Annotated in this window: 12 protein-coding genes; all 12 read left to right on the top strand. The window is 46.6% G+C overall.

Features of this window, described 5'->3' with window-relative positions:
• The 12 genes from AC2YHV_RS18535 (at position 1) to pdxR (ending at position 16,621) form a co-directional block, all read left to right on the top strand.
• Entirely contained in the window at positions 1 to 1,500 is a 1,500-nt protein-coding gene (locus AC2YHV_RS18535) for an amidohydrolase family protein (RefSeq protein ID WP_487373802.1), read from the top strand.
• Positions 1,501 to 1,601: 101 nt separating this feature from the next.
• A complete protein-coding gene (locus tag AC2YHV_RS18530) occupies positions 1,602 to 3,167 on the top strand; it encodes a glutathione ABC transporter substrate-binding protein (RefSeq protein WP_487373800.1) in 1,566 nt (521 codons plus the stop codon).
• A 164-nt stretch (positions 3,168 to 3,331) separates the two neighbouring features.
• Positions 3,332 to 4,579 (top strand): amidohydrolase family protein, encoded by a 1,248-nt coding sequence (locus AC2YHV_RS18525; protein ID WP_487373799.1) that lies wholly within the window; start codon positions 3,332 to 3,334, stop codon positions 4,577 to 4,579.
• A gap of 24 nt (positions 4,580 to 4,603) precedes the next feature.
• Positions 4,604 to 5,854 carry an amidohydrolase family protein gene (locus tag AC2YHV_RS18520; RefSeq protein ID WP_487373798.1) on the top strand — a complete coding sequence of 417 codons (1,251 nt, stop codon included), beginning with the start codon at positions 4,604 to 4,606 and terminating at the stop codon, positions 5,852 to 5,854.
• Between the two features lie 27 nt (positions 5,855 to 5,881).
• Positions 5,882 to 7,129, top strand: coding sequence for an amidohydrolase (locus AC2YHV_RS18515; protein ID WP_487373797.1), 1,248 nt, complete (start codon positions 5,882 to 5,884; stop codon positions 7,127 to 7,129).
• A gap of 221 nt (positions 7,130 to 7,350) precedes the next feature.
• Positions 7,351 to 7,557 carry a hypothetical protein gene (locus AC2YHV_RS18510; RefSeq protein ID WP_487373796.1) on the top strand — a complete coding sequence of 69 codons (207 nt, stop codon included), beginning with the start codon at positions 7,351 to 7,353 and terminating at the stop codon, positions 7,555 to 7,557.
• The gene (locus tag AC2YHV_RS18505; RefSeq protein WP_095679052.1) at positions 7,554 to 8,849 is read left to right on the top strand and encodes a uracil/xanthine transporter; all 1,296 of its coding nucleotides are present in this window, start codon (positions 7,554 to 7,556) and stop codon (positions 8,847 to 8,849) included. The genes AC2YHV_RS18510 and AC2YHV_RS18505 overlap by 4 nt, the downstream gene beginning before the upstream one ends.
• Positions 8,850 to 9,127: 278 nt before the next feature.
• Positions 9,128 to 9,400: a heterocycloanthracin/sonorensin family bacteriocin gene (locus AC2YHV_RS18500; RefSeq protein WP_268938442.1), complete on the top strand. Its 273-nt coding sequence runs from the start codon at positions 9,128 to 9,130 to the stop codon at positions 9,398 to 9,400.
• A 146-nt stretch (positions 9,401 to 9,546) separates the two neighbouring features.
• The gene (locus AC2YHV_RS18495) at positions 9,547 to 11,490 is read left to right on the top strand and encodes a putative thiazole-containing bacteriocin maturation protein (RefSeq protein WP_487373795.1); all 1,944 of its coding nucleotides are present in this window, start codon (positions 9,547 to 9,549) and stop codon (positions 11,488 to 11,490) included.
• Positions 11,487 to 13,430, top strand: coding sequence for a TOMM precursor leader peptide-binding protein (locus AC2YHV_RS18490; protein WP_487373794.1), 1,944 nt, complete (start codon positions 11,487 to 11,489; stop codon positions 13,428 to 13,430). Before AC2YHV_RS18495 ends, AC2YHV_RS18490 begins: the two co-directional genes overlap by 4 nt.
• Before the next feature lie 23 nt (positions 13,431 to 13,453).
• The gene (locus AC2YHV_RS18485) at positions 13,454 to 15,022 is read left to right on the top strand and encodes a SagB family peptide dehydrogenase (protein WP_487373793.1); all 1,569 of its coding nucleotides are present in this window, start codon (positions 13,454 to 13,456) and stop codon (positions 15,020 to 15,022) included.
• Positions 15,023 to 15,190: 168 nt separating this feature from the next.
• Positions 15,191 to 16,621, top strand: a complete 1,431-nt coding sequence (gene pdxR / locus AC2YHV_RS18480; RefSeq protein ID WP_487373792.1) for a MocR-like pyridoxine biosynthesis transcription factor PdxR — start codon at positions 15,191 to 15,193, stop codon at positions 16,619 to 16,621.
• Positions 16,622 to 17,281 lie beyond the last annotated feature (660 nt).

Below are 17,281 nucleotides of genomic sequence, written 5' to 3'. Positions count from 1 at the left end.
ATGAAAACCAAACTTAAAGGAAGATATGTAATCGGGTATGATGGGTGCGATCATGTCATTTTGGAAAACGCGGAGATCGTTTATGAAAAAGACACGATTTTGTATGTCGGAAAAAATTATCCAGAAGAAGTGGACGAGGTAATGGATGCCGGTCATGCGATTATCAGTCCCGGGTTCATAGATTTAAATGCATTAGGGGACATTGACCATGATATTTTACATTTTGAAGCCGGTGCCGACAGACAGAAAAACCTTCTTTGGTCGGAGAATTATATAAAAAGCGGACATCCCGCATTAATGACCAAGGAAGAAGAAGCGTTTAAATCACTATATGCTTATTCACAGCTCATACTTCATGGCGTGACGACGGCGATGCCCATTACTTCCGTCTTTTATAAAAGCTGGGCTGAAACCTATGATGAATTGGCAGCTGCCGCAGATCATGCCGCTGGCTTGGGGTTAAGGATTTACCTTGGCCCGAGTTTCCAATCAGGAATGAGAGCCGTCCAGCCTGACGGGCAAATCAAACTGCATTGGGATGAAAAAGCCGGTGAAGCGGGGTTACGGAAAGCGGTCGAGTTTGTGGAAAAGTTCGATGGAGCCCATGAAGGCATGGTCAGGGGGATGCTTGCTCCAGAACGGATTGAGTCTCAAACGGCCGATCAATTAAAACAGATTAAATATTACAGCGAAAAATTGAATGTACCCATAAAGCTTCATGCTGCACAAGGAAGTTTTGAATTCAGCACCATCTGGGAAGCCCATCATGTTACACCGATCAGATATTTGTATGACCTTGGCTTTCTCGGTCCAAGAACAGGGATCCCGCACGCCCACTTTATTTCAGGATACAGCAAAGCGAAATATGGCCAGGGTGATGACTTGGCGCTGCTTGCGGAAACGAATACAACGGTGATCCATTGCCCGCTGATCATCGGGAGGCATGGGGAAGCGTTAGAATCTTTTGCCAAATATAAACGGGCTGGGATCAATATAGCCCTCGGAACGGACACATTCCCTCCTGATATGTTCCAGAACGTCAGGACAGGCAGCATGCTCTCACGGCTGGCGGCAGGAGAAACGGAAGGCTCTGTCTATGCCGATTTCTTCCGGTCAGCCACACTGGATGCGGCCGCTTTTCTTGGCAGGAACGATCTAGGACGCATCGCTGCGGGGGCCAAGGCGGATATCATCGCGATTGACCTGGACGGTTTCCATATGGGGGTAATCGATGATCCGATTCGAACCATGTTCGCAAGCGGATCCGGGAGGGACGTTAAATTATCGATTATCAATGGAAAGGTGGTCATGAAGGATCAAATAATCCCTGACCTTGATTTAACGGAAATCAAATATAAGGGGCAGCAATATTTCAATAAGATGAGAAGAGGCTATATGGAAAGGGACTATCAGGAGCTTCCCGAGAATGATTTGTTTAAGCCATCATTCAAGGTCGTTGAATCGGTAAGCGCTACAGAAGCCATTTGTGAAAACAAGTAAAGAAAATGAAAAACATAGTAAAGATATTCGAAAAAAAATAGTCAGAATATTTCATATAATTAGATAAATGTTCAAAAAATGAAATTGGGAGGTAGAAGACCATGGGGGTAAAACGTGGGGCAGGAAAGCTTTTTCTAGTCATGATCATGGCTATCATCATTACAGGCTGTTCTTCTAACAATGACGTAAGCACAACAGAAAGTGATCCGGACAAAGCATCAAACGGAGGGGGTACATTGGTCATTGCCCGCCTATCCGACGCTGAGAACTTGGATCAGCAGTTCATGTCCACGATTAACGCCGCTAGCGTCACTCACCATAAAATCTATGAAGGTCTTGTACAGCGGGATGAGAATAGTGAGATACAGCCAATGCTAGCAGAAAAATGGAAGCAAATAAATGACACGACCTGGGAATTCAAGCTTAGGGAAGATGTAAAGTTTCATGATGGCACACCATTTAATGCAGATGCGGTAAAGAAGACGTTTGATCGGCTATTGGATCCGGCGGTCGCTTCTCCCAGAGCGGTAGTATTCGATATGGTGAAAGAGGTGAAACCGGTTGATGAATTTACCGTGCAATTCATCCTGAAGGAGCCTTTTTCCCCTCTCCTTTCCATATTGGCGAATCACGAAGGCGGAATCATCAGTCCGAAAACGATTGAAAAGTACGGCAAAAAGATTATCCAGGAACCGAATGGAACCGGTCCTTTCGCTTTTGATTCATGGTCCCCAGGCAAGGAAATCACATTGACGAAAAACGACAGCTATTGGGGAGACGAGCCAATAGTGGACAAGGTCATCTTCAAGGTCGTCCCGGAAGACTCCACGAGGATATCGATGATAGAAACCGGTGAAGCGCATATCGCCGAGCCTCTTCCTGTAGCGGTCATGGACCAGGTGGAATCATCACCGTCAATGGATGTTTACCGCAGTGAAGGGTATGGTACCGAATATTTAGGGTTCAATGTCAATAATGAGCCGTTCAATGATGAAAGGGTCCGTAAAGCCATTGCCCATGCCATTGAGATGGACTCGATTATCAAGGGTGTCTTCAATAATGTGGGTGTAAAGGCGAACTCCTTGATGGGCTCTAAAGTATTCGGGTACAACGAAGATCTCGAAGCCTATGATTACAACTTAAAGGAAGCAAAGAAACTGATGGCCGAAGCTGGATATTCAAAAGGCTTGGATGCGACCATCCTGACAATGGACAGTAAAGAAAGAGTCAACTTGGCTGAGGTCCTGCAATCCCAACTGAAAGGGATCGGGATTAATTTGAAAGTGCAGGTCATGGAGTACGGTTCATTCGTGGAACAAGTGAATAAAGGACAATCGGAAATGTTCATCATCAGTTGGAGAAACGCGACCGGGGATGCTGATTATAATCAATATAACCTTTTTCATACGGAATCACAGGGAGCGGCAGGTAACACATTCTTTTACAGCAATCAAAAGGTTGATCGTTTAATAGATGCCGCCAGGAAGGAAAAAGAAGAAGGGAAACGCAAAGAACTATACGCAGAGGCACAGGAAATCGAAATGGCTGACACCCCGTACATTCCTGTAAGGGTCATAGAAAATGTTGCTGCAGTCGCCAAAGAAGTAAAAGGATTTTCAATCAGCCCTTCAGGCTACCTGGAGATAAATGACGTAACGATCAAGTGATGTGAGATAAGAAGAAAGGGTTCATCCATTAGGGTGAGCCTTTTTCTTTGGCACAATAAGTAAAAATAACATAAAAACGAGTAAAAATACTGAAATTATTTGTTGATCTTTAAAACTATAATGAAAGTGATGCATAGTCAATCTGGAATGAAAGGGTGAGTGTAATGTCTCAATCGTATTGGTTAACGAATGTTCGCTTGGAAAATGGTTTTATATATAATGAAAATGAAACGATCACCGGCACTGAAACCGGCAATTACCACATCAAGATTGAAAGTGGGAAAATTTCTTCCATTTTATCGGCGAAGGAATTGATAGCGGATCAGGATCCGCAGCATGATGTTCACGGTCTCCTGATGGTTCCCTCGTTTAAGGAAATGCATATCCACATTGATAAAACGTACTATGGCGGTCCATGGAAGGCTTGCATGCCTGCCATTAATGGCGTGAAAACCCGGATAGAGGAAGAGCAGGTCTTGCTGCCCGAATTATTGCCTACCGCTAAAGTAAGAGCAGAGAAAATGCTCGATTTATTATTGAACTTCGGATCTACCCATATACGCACACATTGCAACATCGACCCCGTCATAGGATTGAAGAACTTGGAAGCGACCATTCAGGCACTGGAAGGCTATAAGGATAAATTGACATATGAAATCGTCGCATTCCCACAGCATGGACTTTTACGCAGCGATTCCGTTCGGTTAATAAGGGAAGCCATGAAGAATGGGGCGAATCTGCTAGGAGGCGTAGACCCCGCCACCATTGATGAAAACATAGAGCGGTCACTTGAAACGATCATGGATATCGCGGTTGAATCCAATTCAGATATCGATGTCCATTTACATGATCCGGATCACCTTGGTCTCTTCACCATGCAGCGACTTGCTTCAATGACGGAAGACGCAGGCTGGCAAGGAAGGGTCACGGTTAGCCACGCCAGCGGTTTGGCAGATCTTTCAGTCCCGGAGGCTACGGGCATAGCCGAAAGGTTTTCGGAAACAGGAATATCGATTACATCCACAGTGCCCATCTTCAGAACGATCCCCATCCCCCTGCTTCATGAAAAAGGGGTGAAAGTGGAATTGGGTAATGACAGCATCACTGATCATTGGACACCATTTGGCATCGGGGACAATCTGGAAAAGGCCGGTCGCCTTGCCGAGAGGTTTCGCATGATTGAAGAACGTTCCTTGGCGCAAAGCCTGCAATTCATAACAGGAGGGAAGACCCCATTAAACCAAGACGGGGTCAAGGCATGGCCTAATGTCGGGGATGAGGCGAATATCGTGTTGCTTGAAGCCAGCTGTTCTGCGGAAGCGGTGGCTAGAAGGGCAAAGCGTGCCGCTGTCATCTTCAGGGGCAATGTTGTTAGCGGATCCATTTCATCTTTTGAGACGACAGGTGTTTAATCTTTTAATAAAGAGAGTGATTGGATGAATGAAGCATACTGGCTTACAAACGTTACGCTTGATAGTGGATTTGTTTTTGAGAATGAACGAATTGATCGGACGAAAACAGCTACATACAACATGTATATAAAAAATGGGATCATAGAGGATTTGCAATTGGCTTCAACTATGCCTTTGAAAACGGATGGTCCTGTTCACGACGCGAGAAAGCTGCTTGCACTTCCTCCTTTTAAAGAGATGCATAACCATCTCGACAAGACGTATTTAGGACTGCCATGGAAATCATGCACTCCGGTTCCGAACTTAATCGAACGCTTAAAATTAGAAGCAAAAGAGCTTGCAGAACTGGCTGAAACTGGACAGCTCCGGGCTGAACGGATGCTTCAACTATTGTTAAGCGGCGGGGCAACGCATGTAAGGACGCATGTAAATATCGATCCATACATTGGTATGAAGAACTTGGAAGAGATTCAATGTGCCCTATATCGTTTCAAAGGGAAAATGACATACGAGATCGTGGCTTTCCCGCAGCACGGACTGCTAAGAACGAATTCAAAAGGGTTGATGAGACAAGCGATGAAAGAAGGGGCGTCCTTGGTGGGCGGCCTGGATCCTGGCGGGGTGGATAATAATATAGAAGCTTCCCTGTATGAAATGGTCGATTTGGCTGTTGAATTTGATGCAGATATTGATATTCATATACATGATCCCGGTCACTTTGGTTTATATACGATCAAGAAACTGGCTTCTTTGATCGATGAAGCAGGCTGGAAAAACAGAGCGGCCATCAGTCATGCTTTTGCACTTGGTGATGTTTCAATAGGAGAATCGAATGAACTGGCCAGTGAATTATCAAACCTGGGGATAGCGATCATGTCTACAGTTCCGATTAACCGGGTCATGCCCCCGATTGATTCACTGCATGAGAAAGGTGTCCATGTTGCTCTCGGTTGCGATGGCTTTTACGACTCCTGGTCCCCATTCGGTACTGGGGATATGCTGGAAAAGGCAGGCCGATTGGCTGAGAGGTACAACTGGAAGGACGAGTATGCATTGTCTCAATCGCTCCAATTCATTACGGGCGGAGTCAAGACATTGGACGATGATGGAAATCGTTTATGGCCGAAAGCGGGAAATGACGCAACTATGGTTTTTGTGGATGCATCATGTGCTGCCGAAGCAGTTGCCAGGAGATCGACGCGGGCTGCGGTCATGGTCGATGGAAACCTGGTTTACGGCGGACTTGATCGCGAATTTGCCTTGAAGTCGAATTGAAGATATGGTTCAAGAAGGGAGAAGATCATGAATAGAATCTATTGGTTAAAGAATGTTCGTTTGGAATGTGGTTATCGAAAAGAGAATGAAAGAGTTACAGGAACGATCACCGGGTTATTTCATCTGTTGATGGAGGATGGCAGGGTCACGAAGATAGTCAAAGATGGGGAAGCCGTACGTGATGATTTACCAGTGGAAGATGCAAAAGGATTGCTGGCGCTTCCAACCTTCATTGAAAAGCATGTCCATCTTGATAAGACGCTGATGGGGGATGCTTGGAGAGCGTGCACTCCTTCTTCAAGTGTCATTGAACGCTTTGAAAATGAGAAGAGGGTTCTGCCTTCCATTGCAACAAGTACATGTAAACGTGCAGAATCTTTACTGGAAATCCTGTTAGCTTCCGGATCTGCACATATTCGGACTCATGTTGATATCTATCCGGAAGCGGGCTTGCAAAACTTAGAGCAAGTTCAGCAGGCGCTTGCTGGCTATTCCAATCGACTCAGTTCAGAAATCGTCGCATTTGCGCAGCACGGTTTGCTGCGGTCCGGCTCTGTCAAGCTTGTCAGGGAGGCATTACGAAACGGAGCAGGAATCGTCGGGGCGGTGGATCCGGCCACAGTCGATAACAATATTGAAGCATCGCTCGTGCAATTGATGGATTTAGCAGTGGAAGCTAATGCTGATGTGGACTTGCATTTACATGATCCCGGCCATCTGGGCACGTTCACCATGAAACGTTTGGCAGCTCTGACCAAGCAAGCGGGCTGGGAAGGAAGGGTGGCATTAAGCCATGCGTTCGGAATCGGGGACGTATCCAGGGAAGAAGCCTATGAACTGGCTGACATTCTTAGGGAGGCGGGGATTTCCGTCGTCACCAGTGTCCCGATCAACAGGCAGATGCCCCCTGTTGATTTATTGCATGAAAGAGGGGTTGAAGTATCAGTAGGAAATGATAATATCTTTGATGTATGGTCACCTCTTGGGAATGGTGACATTTTGGAGAGGGCAGGAAGGCTCGCAGAACGTTTCAAATGGATTGATGAAGTCTCGCTTTCCCGGACACTCGGATATATAACTGGCGGAAAAACCCCATTGGATGATAAGGGTAACCAGGCATGGCCGAAAGTTGGGGATGCCGGAAGTCTGGTGTTAATTGACGCAAGCTGTTCTGCAGAGGCAGTTGCCAGACGTTCGGAACGTAAAGCGGTCATTTACAAGGGGAACTTGGTTTCCGGTTCACTATATAAACAAAAGCAGTCCATTGAACGGTAGACTGAACCAAAAAAGGATTTCTGGATATTTCCGGATTTCCTTTTTCATTTTTGGCGGCTTCCGTGTACTTTTATTTACATATGTTATATGCTGTGGAAGTGATTTTTTTTGGCTATATAAATTAGCCCCCCAGTCTTTATCATTATTATATTTTAAAACGCTCTGCTTGCCTGCCTTGCATCCTTTATCCAAGCAAACAAATTAGCGGGGAGCCGCAGTCTTTGTTACTATTAATGGGAACGTTATCATTTCTCATGCATCTGCAAAGGTCATATGACATAAGTCATGTGTCCAGCAATGCAGAAGCGGACCATCCGGGACCGCGTCTATTAACATGGTGGTGTCCTTTCGCCATTTTCAAGGGAAGGACAAGTGAAATTCACCATGAGTTTGAAAAGTATCATGTTCAAAGGAGATGGAATCTATGAAAAGTTGGAGATCTTCTGTGACTCTATTTTCTTCTTTTCAATGGTTGTTTTTTATTTTTGCAAATACGGTAGTTGTGCCCATATCGATTGGCGCAGCTTTTGATCTTCCTCCCAATGTTACGGAAATGACCATGAGAAGCTCGCTCATTTTCACGGGGATCGCTTGCGTGTTTCAGGGGTGGAAGGGGCATAAGTATCCACTTATGGAAGGTCACTCCGGTCTATTGTGGGGAGTGATGCTTAATTTAGGTTTATCTGCACCATCCATAGGTCTCGGTTATGCTGAGATAGGAGGGGGCATAGCTACTGGCCTCATTGCTGCGGGTGTCGTGACCCTCATTATTTCTGCCTTCAACCTGATATCTCATGTCCAGAAGATTTTCACTCCCATGGTCATGACGGTTTATTTATTCCTTTTGACGTTCCAGCTCATTTTTGTCTTCTTTAAGGGGATGCTGGGGATAACGGAGAATGGCGAAATCAACATCCCGGTCAGTTTCCTATCAGTGGGGATTGTACTTCTAGTCAGTATATTAAAAATAAAAGGACCAAGGACAATAAGCAATTTCTCGATATTGATCGGGATTATAGTGGGATGGATTTTTTACGAGCTGCTATTTCCGGAGGCCGGGGGAGAAATGGGATCGACGGGTGCCGCTTTTTCATTTTTCCCATTAGGTGCTCCAAACCTTCAATTCGGGATCATAGCGATTTCCTTTTTTGCAGGATTGCTGAATTTGTGCAACACGTTCGCTTCCATTCAGGCTGCATCGGAATTAATCGGTGATGAAGCTGAACACAAGCAGTATCGAAATTCTTTATTCATGACTGGCGGATTTACCATTTTCGCTCCGCTGCTTGGCCTTGTTCCGTATACACCTTTTACTTCATCGATTGGATTTTTGCAGAGCACCCAAATCTATGAGCGGAAGCCCTTCTTGCTTGGAGGCATGTTATTGACCATAATCGGGCTCATTCCCCCTTTCATCTCTTTCCTGGCCACGATGCCGATAACAGTCGGGAATGCAGTATTGTTCGTTGCGTACCTTCAGCTGTTCGGTACGGCTTTCAACAGCGTCAAGGGTCAGAATTTCACTTCAGACACGATATTCAGGCTTGCCGTACCAGTATTGATTGGCGTGAGTTTGATGAATGTCCTGCCTACTGCATTTTCGAACCTGCCCGCGCTATTACAGCCCTTTTTGACGAATGGGCTCATAATGGGAGTATTGATATCAATCGTGCTGGAAAAATCGGTCAACTGGACTCGTTATGAACAACTGCATAACTAATGGGACTTTGATTGAAAAGGCTATACATAAAGGGAAACGACAATGCTAATTGAAGAGGCGATCAAGAAAACCGGAAGGGTATTACCCTTCCGGTTTTCTGTTTTTTCATTGGTCTTTTAATGTGAAATGGGCCTTTTAATCAGTAGCAATACCCACTCCCTTTACATATTTTGTTGGAGGGAATACTTGACGTGGTGTTAATTCCCTGACCATTTCGTTCTCGCTTCCCTTTCTAATCTAAGCTCTACCTTATAAATAATAAACGGAGGTTATATAAAATGTATGAATTTCAAAATCAATTGCAAAATCTGAATGTCGATGATTTCCAGGTGACTCAGCCAGTTCCTTGGGAGCAAAACCAGTATAGTTTGGATGATTCGTCCCGGCAATTCATTGGTGTGGGCGGCTTTGGTTGTTTTGGCTGTTTCTTGTGCTTCGGTTGCTTTGGTTGCGGCGGTCGCTGTGGACGCTGTGGTGGATGCGGACGTTGCGGAGGGTGCGGCGGTCGTTGCGGAGGGTGCGCCGGTCGTTGCGGACGTTGCGGCGGTTAAGGTTTCAGGTCTTCTAAAGAAAAGTCCCTGCGGTGCAGCAGGGACTTTTCTTTATGGCATTAGACATAAGAGACAAATTGTCGTACATAGGATGATAGTGAATTGATGAAGCAGAACTTAGAATGCTTCGGGTTAGGAGGAGCGGAATGGTGAATTTGACCCCTTCTATGCGTTTGAAAGTGAAAAGGGATACGTTTTTTCTTCCGGAACCAAACAGAGGAGTGTATTTCAGGAATAACATAAGTTCGTTCCGTATGGAAGGCAGCTCGATCGTCCAGTGGATTGAAAAGTTATTGCCGATGTTCAACGGGAACCATACATTAAGCGAGTTGACGGATGGATTGCCTGACCCATACCGGAAGCGGGTGATGGAAATTGCCGAGGTTTTGTACGGGAATGGGTTTGTTCGGGATGTAAGCCAGGACAGTCCCCATCAATTAAGGGAACAAGTTCTTGAAAGGTATGCTTCGCAAATCGAATTCCTGGAAAGCTGCGGCGATTCGGGGGCTTACCGTTTTGAAACTTATCGAAAGCAAAAGGCGTTGGCCATAGGCTCTGGCCCCTTGTTCCTTTCATTGGTGTCCTCCCTGATCGAATCCGGATTGCCTGCTTTCCATATCTTCATTACGGACACGGTACCGACCAATAGAAAAAGATTGAACGAGATCGTGGCACATGCCCGTAAGACAGACGACGAGGTTGCCATAGAGGAGGTCATGCTTGAAAAGGGAAATGAGATTGAATGGCGGGAGATCGTGCGGCCTTTTGACTCGATCTTATATGTGTCACAGGATGGTGATATAGAGGAATTAAGAGAACTTCATTCGGTTTGCAGGCAAGGGGAAAAGATCCTGTTTCCTGCGTTGATCATCAATCAAGCAGGCATGGCTGGACCGCTCGTCCATCCGGATTCCAAGGGGTGCTGGGAGTCAGCGTGGCATCGTTTACATCAAGCTGAGCTGGAAAAGAATCAGGCATCATCTTCTTTTTCCGCCACAGCCGGAGCGATGTTAGCCAATATAATGGTATTCGAATGGTTTAAAGACGCTGCAGGCGTTACGACAGCAGAACAAGCCAATCAATTTTATCTGTTGGATATGGATACATTGGAGGGGAAATGGCATCCGTTCATTCCCCACCCTGGCGTGACGGGTAAAGGGACTGCTGAATGGGTTGAAGATTTTGAACGGCGGCTTGAACAGAATTCGGACCCGGTTGAACCGGGGAAAGTATTTATGTATTTCACCCGGTTGACATCCGCGGAATCCGGTATCTTTCATCGTTGGGATGAGGGGGATTTAAAACAGCTGCCGCTGGCTCAATGCCGCGTTCAGGTCGTGGATCCGCTATCATCCGGTCCGGCCGGACTCCTGCCCGAAATCATCCGTTCAGATCTGACGCATGAGGAAGCGAGGAGGGAAACCGGTCTTGCAGGAGTTGAAGCATATGCATCCAGAACGCTCAGCCAGCTCGTTGCGACTCTTCCTCCGGTTCAGGGAACAGATGAAATAAAGGAATCGATCGGTGTCGGAGCAGGGGAAACATTTGCTGAATGTGTCTGCCGTGGACTGCAAAGCAGTTTGGATACAGAGTTTTTAAATGAGCGATTCAACCAAGAGAAACTTGTGACGGTGCAATTGGCTCAAGTGGAAGATGAGCGCTGCAGGTATTATCTACAAGCGTTGACCCGGCTACAGGGAGATCCGATCATCGCCTTGGGTGAGGGAGTGTCAGGCTTCCCGGTAGTTTGGGCAGGAACGAGCGATGGCTGGTCCGGCGCTGTCGGTTTGAATGTAACGATCGCATTACGGAACGCATTGCAAAAGGCCGTCATGAAAGTCCAAAACCAGACCGTTTGCTTAACAGCTCCAGGTTTAGTGGCATCACCTGTTCTTGAAGAAGAAAAGGTGGATCTTGTGATTCCTTCATGCGGGGTGAAAGGGAATTCCGAACTGGTACAGTCCGCCATTCAAGTTTTGAAGAAGAACAGTAAGCGAATTCACGTTTTCGAAATGGATCTGGAACCTTTCTTGAAGGAAGAAATGGCAGGTGTGTTCGGGGTGTTTTTGCGAGAGGAGGAATCAGGGTGAAAACTGACGTATTGGTTGTCGGGGAAGGAGTGTTGGCCGACCATGTTCATGGGGACCTGTCCGGCCAATATCAGGTGAATCGCCAAACCGATTTCGAGGCAGGAATCCCGCAAACCACGGCGATGGTCCTTCTGCTGCAAGATGCTTGGAATCCCGCTGTCCATGTAAAGGCGGAAGAGGTGATAAGGCAAGCGGGCATTCCATGGCTGCGGGGGTTCGTATCATTTGGAGAGGGAGTGGTAGGGCCGTTGGTGCACCCTGGTGTTCCTGGCTGCTCACAGTGTGCGGACCAAAGGCATCTCATGGCCGGGCGTGATCGAAAAGAAATGTGGGGAATCCGCCAGCAGCTGGAGGAAAATGGGGGGATGGAGCGTGATCCGGCGGCATCCCGCACTGGCCTTTTACAGATGGCCCACTTGATTTGTGCAGAGGTAAGGAAGGTGATGAAAGGAGAGCGCGTCCGTTCGGAAGGGCATGTATCTTTAATCAGCCTGAAAACGCTGAATGGTTCTTGGCATTCCTTTTTACCAGATCCATTGTGTCCGGTTTGCTCAACATTACCTGATGACTCGAAAGAGCGTGCAAGAATTTCGTTGCAGCCAAGTCCGAAAATCAGTCCCGACAGTTACCGAACCCGTTCAATGGATGAGCTGAATGAAGTGCTGGCCAAGGATTACTTGGACCACCGCACAGGATTTCTGAATAATAAAATGATAGACCTTGTGCCGCCATTTGCCGATGTAAGTGTTAATTTGCCTTTATTCATAGGCGATGAGGGGGCGGCTGGCCGGACTCTCTCATATGCGGTCAGTGAGATGACGGCCATATTGGAGGGATTGGAAAGGTATTGCGGAATGGAGCCCCGAGGTAAACGGACAGTCATACATGACAGCTACAACAACCTGAAAGATTCTGCGCTCGACCCCACCAGGATCGGGGTGCACTCGAAGGAAAATTACGCACAGCATGATTTCCCGTTTCAACCGTTTAATCCCGACCGCTCGATAGATTGGGTATGGGGCCACTCATTCTTGCAAGAGAGGCCGATCTTGGTCCCGGAATTACTTTCCTATTACAGCTTGGGCTGCGGTCATGGATTTGTCTATGAAACTTCCAATGGCTGTGCTTTAGGGGGAAGTTTGGAGGAGGCCATTTTCTACGGCATCATGGAAGTGGTCGAACGTGATTCGTTCCTTCTGACCTGGTATGCGCAGCTGCCACTCACACGCCTTGACCCTTATTCTGCAAATGACAAAGAACTTGAGCTGATGATTGACAGGGCGAGGGCGGCAGCGGGATATGACATCCATTTGTTTAATGCGACAATGGAACATGGTATACCGAGCGTATGGGCGCTGGCGAAAAACAGGAAACAAAAAGGATTGAATATCATCTGTGCGGCAGGGGCCCATCTCGACCCGGTCCGGGCTGTGAAAAGCGCAGTCTTCGAGATGGCCGGCATGATGCTGACACTTGACGATAAATTGGAAGAGAACCGGGATGAGGTTGAGAAAATGCTGCAGGATTCCTCACTGGTACGGAAAATGGATGATCATGGCATGCTGTACGGTTTACCGCTAGCCGAAGAGCGACTGCAGTTTCTGCTGGATGATGACCGCCCGATGAGAACCTTCGCTGAAGAATATGGGGAAAAGGTGAACCATCCGGACTTGACGGAAGATTTGCAGGAAATCCTTCAGCAGTTTCGCCGATTGCAACTCGAGGTGATTGTGGTGGATCAGACGACACCGGAGATTGCACGGAATGGATTACATTGCGTGAAAGTCCTGATCCCGGGGATGCTGCCGATGACATTCGGCCATCATCTTACCCGCATAACGGGGCTTGAGAGAATACTGAGGGTTCCGATGGAACTTGGATATGCTGAACGGCCGCTTGATTTCGAACAGCTCAATCCGCATCCGCATCCTTTTCCATAAGCGGTGACGTAGGAGGTTGGAGGATGAGTCTAGAGGCATTTTTGCACAATTTACATTTTGATATCGAAAAGGCAAGTCCGCCGGATTGGGAAGTGGATTGGGATGATGCACCGCTAACGTATAAGCTTTACCGTGACTTGCCTGTTTTTCCGCTATCACTGGAGGTGCCGCTGACGCTCGAGGGGGAGAGCGGGCCTTCAAAGCAGGACTTCGAAGGAATCGGTCATTTCCTCTGGTATGCCTATGGCCTAACCCAAATCAGTCAGGTACCGAGATCCTCGGAATCTGAGGACCTCATGCAGTCATTCCGGCGTTTTCCGCCATCAGGGGGAGCTTTGTATCCAAGCGAATTGTACGTATACTTGAAGATCGAGGGATTACCTGCTGGCGTATACCATTATGATGCGGCACACCACCGACTGGTTTTGCTGCGGGAAGGGAATTTCGATTCATATGTAACAAAGGCTCTTGGTGGAACCATTGATATGTCCGCTTGCTTTGGCACGGTTTTCGTATCGACGATGTTTTGGAAAAACTTCTACAAATATAATAACTTTTCATACCGTCTGCAAGGTCTTGATGCAGGGGTGCTTCTTGGACAGTTGCTCGAAGTGGCGAAACGCTTTGGAATCGCTGCCGGGGTGTGCTTCCAATTCCTTGATCGGGCCATCAATCATCTGCTCGGGCTTTCGGAGGACGAAGAGAGCACGTATGTGGCGATCCCCTTATCATCAGAGCCTTCTTGGAGATTTAGGGAAGAAAGGAGTATGGACCGACCTGTCACTTCGACGGAATTATTGCTGGAATTGAAGGGAATTCAACCTGAGCACTATGTTCGGTCGCAAAGGATCAAGGAATTTCCGATGCTGACCAAAATGAATGAAGCATCCATGATCGAATCCACCCAATCATTCCGGCGGATCCATCCAAAGAATGGGACGGAATCAGAAGGGGAAATTGTAGCCCTTCCTATCGTGAAACGGTTGTCCTATGACTTGGCATCAGTTTGCCGGAAGAGATTTTCACCTGAAATGGACTTTGTACTCGGGAAAGTCAGTCAATCGCAACTGGCCGCTCTCCTGCAGGAGGCAACCGCTTCGTTCTCCTATCGAAATGACTTGGATGGTACAAACGGGAACAATGGAAATCGCGTTTCCCTCTATGCTTGTTTATATAATGTGGAAGACATACAAGATGGTGCCTACCATTATGACAACACCACACATTCATTACGGCAGATACAACCAGGAGATCATCGGCTCCTATTGCAATACGGAATGTCCCTCGATATCATGAACTTTCAGCAAGTGCCGATCTGCATGCATGTAGTTGGTGAGCGGGACCATTCCAAAACGCAACTTGGATATAGAGGATACCGCATCCAGCAAATGGAGGCGGGGATGCTCGTTCAGAAATTACTGCTGGCATCGTCAGCCCTTGGAATGAATGGGCACCCGCTGCTCGGCTTTGATGTGAATATGTGTGATGAGCTTTATAAGATAGACGGTCCGCAAAGGAAAACGAGCCTGATTCAAATCCCTATCGGACACTTTCTGAATCGCCCTTGGCTGAAGGGGAGTCTGCATAGTTGAAGAAGATGAAACGAAAACCTCCATTTCATTTAAGGAATGGAGGCCTTCATTTTTATATTGCAGTATGGCAGAGTGCAATAATCTCTGCTGAAGATTATACTGAATGAATAAGTAGATAAAGTATTAATGCAGTACGCTTTTAACTAAACATTTTAAAGGATGTAGCTTATGGAATGGAAAACGGACAGAAAATCCAAGAAGCCTTTATATAAACAAATAGCCGCTTACATCGAGAGTGGCATAGCTGATGGAACGTTCCTATTGGATAAGCCGTTACCGTCTGAACGCTTCCTGGCAAGTGAACTGGGAGTTAACAGAAGCACAGTTGTTGCGGCTTATGATGAATTGGAAGCAAATGGGCTGGTTGAACGAAAAAAAGGAAGCGGAACGATGATCAGCAAAGATATCTGGGGAATTACCCGAAAACGTATCCCTAGCTGGAATAGATATATCGAAGCGGGTTCTTTTTTGCCCAATATGCCAGTAACCCAAAAAATACGTAAAGAGACGGAAGGGCATAACCTTATTAACTTAGCTAGCGGGGAGCTTTCAGAAGACTTATTTCCAGTCCAATCCTTACGTGAGATCATTTCCAATAGATCCTTCATTGGCAGCTTAGGTTATGATCACCCTCAAGGCAATGCGATTTTAAGGGAAACGATAGCCAATCATGTTAAACAGTATAGGAGAATTGACACGGATCCATCTTCTATACTCATTACTTCTGGTGCACAGCAAGCCCTGCATCTGGTTGTCCAATGCTTGTTAAAGCCAGGGGATGCCGTTGTATTGGAAGACCCATCATATAGTTACAACCTTCCCATCTTTCAATCCGCGGGGCTAAGAACCTTTCCTTTGCCGGTTGATAAAGATGGCATCAACCCAGAGGATTTACTGGAACTCCATAAAAAACATCGGATCAGGATGATTTTTTTGAACCCTATATTTCAAAACCCTACAGGAACTGTCCTTCATATCAACCGCCGTAAAAGGATTCTTGAGCTTTCATCCGAATATGGAATACCGGTCATAGAAGACGATCCTTATAGTTTAACGTCCTTTGCCGGGGAAGAAATTTCCACTCTTAAATCGATGGACAACAACGGAAATGTTTTATACATAAGCTCTTTGTCAAAAATTGTTGCTTCCGGTTTAAGAATTGGGTGGATAATTGGACCGAAGTCAGTCATAGATAGACTATCGGATGCTAAGCAGCAGGTTGACTTCGGTCATGGCTCATTCACTCAATGGATAGCGAATGATTTTTTGGATTCAGATTATTTTCCTGCCCATCTTGCCGGCTTAAGGGGGCAACTGGAAAAAAGAAGGGATGCAATGGTTTCGAGTCTTCAACAATTCCTGCAAAAGGAAGTAGATTATCATTCGCCAAATGGCGGAATTCATTTGTGGTGTAAGCTGAAAGTGCCATTGAACGAAATAGAGTTACTGGAGGAATCCATCAAAAGAGGAGTCATATATGTTCCGGGTTCAACGCTAGGTACAAATAAGGAATACGTACGCTTTACATTTGGAAGGGAAAATGAGGATTCCATTCACGAAGGCATCAAAAGGTTTGCAGAGGCGGTAAAAAGTTTATAATCATATGATTCCAGATTGTAGACAAACTTGATGAAAACTCAAGTTTGCCTGCAGTTTTTTTTATTAAAAAATTTCCGTTGATTTCAGAAATCCGCTCCCTTTCCGCCGACTGTCTGCCAAGCCTCCTCGACGCAAGCGTCTGTGGGGTCTCGGCAAGCCAGTAATTCGGCAGGAGTGTCGCAAATTTCTTCCATCCATTAAGGAGTACAGGAGAAAAACATGAAGGATAAGCTAGTCTTAAAGAGTGTTTGGAATAAGACGAGCCAACAGTTTCTTATTTTAAAACACAAAGTTGATTGGAACGGAAGGTACGAGACTCCTGCGGGAAAAGCGTGGCATAGGAGACCCCGCAGGCGAGCGCCGAGGGCGGACCGCCCGCGGAAAGCAAGTGCCTGAAGTGGAAATCAACATCTACTTTGTACAAGCCATAAAAAACTGTAAGCAACGCCAGTATTATCGAATTTATACAGTATGTAAGGTGCATCATGGCATATTCCTGTTGTCGACAAAGAAGGTTTCATCTAAATGTTAAACAAAGTTGATTGGAACGGAAGGTACGAGACTCCTGCGGGAAAAGCGTGGCATGGGAGACCCCGCAGGCGCGCCGAGGAGGCTCCCGCCCGCCCGCGGAAAGCGAGTGCCTGGAGTGGAAATCAATAT

The sequence above is a fragment of the Peribacillus sp. SRI_006 genome (assembly GCF_057586375.1).
Note: the sequence above shows the minus strand (reverse complement) of the source record. Positions and strands in the feature narration are given on the sequence as shown.

Excerpts from the sequence above, each read along its gene's own strand:
- pdxR (WP_487373792.1), top strand. The coding sequence starts at position 15,191 with ATGGAATGGAAAACGGACAGAAAATCCAAGAAGCCTTTATATAAACAA.
- AC2YHV_RS18525 (WP_487373799.1), top strand. The coding sequence starts at position 3,332 with ATGTCTCAATCGTATTGGTTAACGAATGTTCGCTTGGAAAATGGTTTT.
- AC2YHV_RS18495 (WP_487373795.1), top strand. The coding sequence starts at position 9,547 with ATGGTGAATTTGACCCCTTCTATGCGTTTGAAAGTGAAAAGGGATACG.
- AC2YHV_RS18515 (WP_487373797.1), top strand. The coding sequence starts at position 5,882 with ATGAATAGAATCTATTGGTTAAAGAATGTTCGTTTGGAATGTGGTTAT.
- AC2YHV_RS18505 (WP_095679052.1), top strand. The coding sequence starts at position 7,554 with ATGAAAAGTTGGAGATCTTCTGTGACTCTATTTTCTTCTTTTCAATGG.
- AC2YHV_RS18530 (WP_487373800.1), top strand. The coding sequence starts at position 1,602 with ATGGGGGTAAAACGTGGGGCAGGAAAGCTTTTTCTAGTCATGATCATG.
- AC2YHV_RS18500 (WP_268938442.1), top strand. The coding sequence starts at position 9,128 with ATGTATGAATTTCAAAATCAATTGCAAAATCTGAATGTCGATGATTTC.
- AC2YHV_RS18485 (WP_487373793.1), top strand. The coding sequence starts at position 13,454 with ATGAGTCTAGAGGCATTTTTGCACAATTTACATTTTGATATCGAAAAG.
- AC2YHV_RS18535 (WP_487373802.1), top strand. The coding sequence starts at position 1 with ATGAAAACCAAACTTAAAGGAAGATATGTAATCGGGTATGATGGGTGC.
- AC2YHV_RS18520 (WP_487373798.1), top strand. The coding sequence starts at position 4,604 with ATGAATGAAGCATACTGGCTTACAAACGTTACGCTTGATAGTGGATTT.